Here is a 3,824-nt window from a genome sequence, read left to right on the forward strand (position 1 = left end):
TCAGCCCCCACTAGGGGGATTCTTTTTCCCCAACCAACTCACCGCGGCGCTTGCAAAGAAGGAGAACTACCGCGCAAGAAGGGCTGTACTGCCACGAATCCCAATCCAAAAGATCCAACCACTAGGAGGATGGCTGCTGCCATCCACAGTAAAGGGGATCCCTGGGAGCTATGATGCTGCTCCCGTATCCGCTGATAAACTCCAGTGGAGGGGTGGAGATCTCGGCCTCCCGTCTCTTGTATCAACTCCTCCAGGCAGGGAACCTGGTAGCCGGCCTGGTGTGAAGGAGGCTCTGCTGGAGTTTCCTGACGGCGGTAGAGAGGAGAGGTAAAGGAGTAGGCTCGGTGGAGCAGATTGAAGGGGGGTGTAGCCAAATCTGGGGTAGGAGAGTAGCTGTTGCCAGGGAAGGAAGAAGTCTCCCTGCGGCCTTGGCGCTGCTTGAGGCGATCGAGAAAGTCGTAGGGAGAGGAGGTTGGGTTATCCCTTTGCCAAGGGGCTGCGGTAGTCCCTCCTTTGGAAGTAGCCGCTTGTTGGCTTGAGTCGGCAAGCTGCAGCTTAAGTTGCTGCAGACGCTTGAGGATTTGGTTCAGGTGCTCCTGAAACTCTTGCTCGAGGGCGGCAATTTCTCCAGACAACTGCTGCTGTAGGGCGCGCAAGTGCTGATTTTCTAGAGAGAGGCGGCCCATCTGCTGACGGGCAGACTCCAGCTCTTCAGCCGCTTGTTGATATACCTGGAGGGGTACCGTCCCTTTTCCCACCTCTAGGCCGGTAGGGGAAGGAAAGCAGTTGTTGCCTGGCAAACCACTGGAGTTGTCGTTGTGAGTTGCAGAGGGGCTAGAACCCCAAACGTCGTGTTGCATAGATAGCGTTGGCAGTGAAAAGCTGTGAAAGCGAGGCCGCAAGGGATCACCCGTAGATGTTGCTAGAGGGATCTCCTAAGGGTAGGGCTAAACACCGCTTACCCCCCTGCCTTAGCCCTAGGCTTGGTGCAGGCAGAGATTGCTACCCCAAGCATAGCGCCAAGCTTTGCCAATGGGAGGTGGGGGAGAGCATTTTTTTAGCGCTATTTTGGGAGCCCTTCTGAGGTGAGGGAGTTCTGCAGAAGGCGCTCTAGATCCTGGCGCGGCGGTTGCTCCAGCTGCTCTAACTGTTCCAACTCGTTAGCGAAGTCTTTGATGTCTCGAAAGCGGCGATACACCGAAGCGAAGCGCAGGTAGGCTACCTCGCTCAAGTGCCGCAGCCGCTCCAAAACCATCTCGCCAATGCGGAGGGTGGTTACCTCCTGCACATCTTCTAATTGGAGTCTTTCTTCAATCTCGTTAACCAACTCTTCCATCTGCTTGAGGGTCACAGGGGTTTTCTGACAGGCGCGCATCACCCCCTGCAAGATCTTGTTGCGGTTAAAGCTCTCCCGGGATCCATCCCGTTTAATGACCATGATGGGCATGAATTCAATGCGCTCATAGGTGGTGAAGCGATAGCCACAGGACATGCATTCCCGCCGCCGCCGCACGCTTTGGCCACCTTCTGCCGAACGGGACTCTAAAACGCGAATTTCTTGCCTGCCGCAGCGGGGACATTTCATGACGTGGGCTCCTTGAACCAAGTAGCACAGGAAGGGAAGGTGCTCCAATTTTAGCCAGACGGCTGGCCCAGGGAGTTGCTCCTAGGCCAGGGATCCCACCAAGCAGCAGCTTGCGCTTGGATTTGGGCTTTTAGCTCCGGCTGCAAGCGATCCAGGTGGGCCAATACCCATTTCATCCTCCCTAGGGGGGTCAAGAGGGGGCGGTGGCGCAAGAGGAAATCCCAATAGAAGGTATTAAAGGGACAGGCGCGTTCGCCAACCTTTTCGCTGGGATTGTAGCGGCAATGGCGGCAGTAGTCACTCATTCTGCGGATGTACTGGGCAGAGGCGGCGTAGGGTTTGGTGGAAAGCATGCCCCCGTCGGCAAAAAGGCCCATGCCGATGACGTTGGGCTGCATCACCCAGTCGTAGCTGTCGATGAACACATCGTGAAACCACGCTTCCACTGCCTGGGGTTGGATGCCGCTGATGAGGGCAAAATTGCTGAGCACCATCAGCCGCTGGATGTGGTGGGCATAGCCGTGGCGGCGAATTTGCCCTAGGGTGTGCCGTAGGCAGGCCATGTCGGTTTCGCCCGTCCAAAAAAAGTCCGGCAAGGGGCGGCAGTGGCCAAAGAAGTTCTTCTGGGCATAGCCCTGGGGCATCTGGTATTCGTAGAAGCCGCGCAGGTATTCCCGCCAGCCCAGGATCTGACGGATGAAGCCTTCAGCGGAAGGAAGAGGGATCCCGCCGCGATGGTAGGCCTGTTCGGCGGCGGCGAGGACTTCTTGGGGGGTGAGAAGCCCAAGATTGAGGTAGGGAGAAAGGAGGGAGTGGTAGAGGAAGTCCTCCCCAGCCTGCATGGCATCTTGCCAGGGACCGAAATGGGGCAGGCGGTGCTGGATAAAGTCTTCGAGCACCTGCAGGGCTTGGGCACGGGTGACTGCCCAGCCAAAGCCCTCTAGGGATCCAAAGTGGTGGCCGTAACGTCGCCGCACTTTCTCCATCACCGCTTGCGTGATGGCGTCGGGAGGAAACCTCAGAGGAGGTGGGTAGCGCCGGCCAGGCTGAGGAGGCTGCCGGTTTTCCCGGTCGTAGTTCCAGCGCCCGCCCAGGGGTTGGGAGCCGTCCATGAGGATGCGGAAGCGTCTGCGCCCTTGGCGGTAAAAGTCTTCCAGAAGCAGGCGCTTGCGGCCTGAGGCCCAGTCGATAAACTGGGAGGCTGTCCAGAGGAAGTGGTTATTTTCCAAGACCAGGAGGGGGCAGGGGAGAGCGGATCTCAGCTTTTCCACCTCCGCTCGAACAGGAATGTCGGCAGGCTGCATGAGGCGGATTTGTTGTAATTGATGTTGCCTGGCCCAGGCCTGCAGGGGTTCAGCAGAGTCCTCGGCTTCCACATAGGTAACGGGGTGGCCGCGCTGTTGCAATTCTTGGGCAAAGTGACGCATGGCTGACCACACCAGCACCAACTTCTGCTGGTGATGGTTGCGGGAGCTGGCCCAAGCGTGGGATTCGATGAAAAGGATGGGGACGCGGTGGGGAGGTAGGGTTGAGAGGGAGGCAAGGGCAGCTTGCTGGGGGTGCAGTTGGTCGGGGAGGATCCAGACACCTGTGGAGCCAGAGGGTGGAACGGTCATGGGGGGGTAATATCGCGGCCTCGAGGATCTCTAAGGGCAGCCCCAGTTGAGTGTAGCGCTAGGAAACAGGGCTAAGGCCATGAAGACGACCTCCAGTTGGCTAGCGGCAGCAAGAGGGGGGTTGGGGATCCCCTTTCTCCAAGGCTGGATCGGCCTGGGGATGGCAGCGCTGCTGCTGCTGCTGGTTTGGAACTGGACGGATCCCCTGCCGCCAGCCTGGGATGAGGCGCAACATCTGTTGCAGGCGCAGGCATTTGGGGATCACCTGCGGCGGTTTCGCTGGGAAGGGCTGTGGTGGCAGCAGTTTTTGCACTTAAACCAGCGCTACCCACCTCTGGCCTATTGGCTGGGGATCCCGTTGGCCGCTTTGCACCCCTTTAGCCGTGCCGATGGGCAGTTGCTCAATTGGGTGTTGCTGGGGATCCTGACCCTGGCAACCCAGCGGCTGGGCCAGCGGATTTACCACTCTCAGGAGGTGGGCTGGTTGGCGGCAGCGCTGCTCCTCCTTTACCCAGGGATCGCGGCTCTGGCCCATGTCTACATGTTGGAGCTGCCGCTGCTGGTGGCGGTGACGCTGGCTTTTTGGGCGCTCTGGGCCTACGGGGAGGAACCGTCCTGGTGGG

At 59.0% G+C, this 3,824-nt stretch carries 3 protein-coding genes and 1 pseudogene; 1 reads left to right on the forward strand and 3 read right to left on the reverse strand.

All coding sequences use genetic code 11. The features are described 5' to 3' along the window. Positions 1 to 38 precede the first annotated feature (38 nt). The 3 genes from NW827_RS09100 to NW827_RS09110 all read right to left on the reverse strand — a co-directional run bounded on the left by NW827_RS09100 (position 39) and on the right by NW827_RS09110 (position 3,201). Positions 39 to 860, reverse strand: a complete 822-nt coding sequence (locus NW827_RS09100) for a hypothetical protein (protein ID WP_414503594.1) — start codon at positions 858 to 860, stop codon at positions 39 to 41. 203 nt (positions 861 to 1,063) lie between these two features. Continuing rightward, entirely contained in the window at positions 1,064 to 1,585 is a 522-nt protein-coding gene (gene nrdR / locus NW827_RS09105) for a transcriptional regulator NrdR (RefSeq protein ID WP_414404507.1), read from the reverse strand. Between the two features lie 50 nt (positions 1,586 to 1,635). Further along, a complete protein-coding gene (locus NW827_RS09110; RefSeq protein ID WP_414404508.1) occupies positions 1,636 to 3,201 on the reverse strand; it encodes a cryptochrome/photolyase family protein in 1,566 nt (521 codons plus the stop codon). Positions 3,202 to 3,280: 79 nt separating this feature from the next. On the opposite strand from NW827_RS09110, the pseudogene NW827_RS09115 reads away from it, so the two are divergent. Beyond that, a pseudogene (locus NW827_RS09115) lies at positions 3,281 to 3,824 on the forward strand (hypothetical protein); the annotation flags it as partial.

Source organism: Synechococcus sp. H70.1 (assembly GCF_047502705.1).
GTDB lineage: Bacteria > Cyanobacteriota > Cyanobacteriia > Thermostichales > Thermostichaceae > Thermostichus.

Coding starts and splice junctions, on each gene's coding strand:
- NW827_RS09100 (WP_414503594.1), bottom strand. CDS start 860: ATGCAACACGACGTTTGGGGTTCTAGCCCCTCTGCAACTCACAACGAC.
- nrdR (WP_414404507.1), bottom strand. CDS start 1,585: ATGAAATGTCCCCGCTGCGGCAGGCAAGAAATTCGCGTTTTAGAGTCC.
- NW827_RS09110 (WP_414404508.1), bottom strand. CDS start 3,201: ATGACCGTTCCACCCTCTGGCTCCACAGGTGTCTGGATCCTCCCCGAC.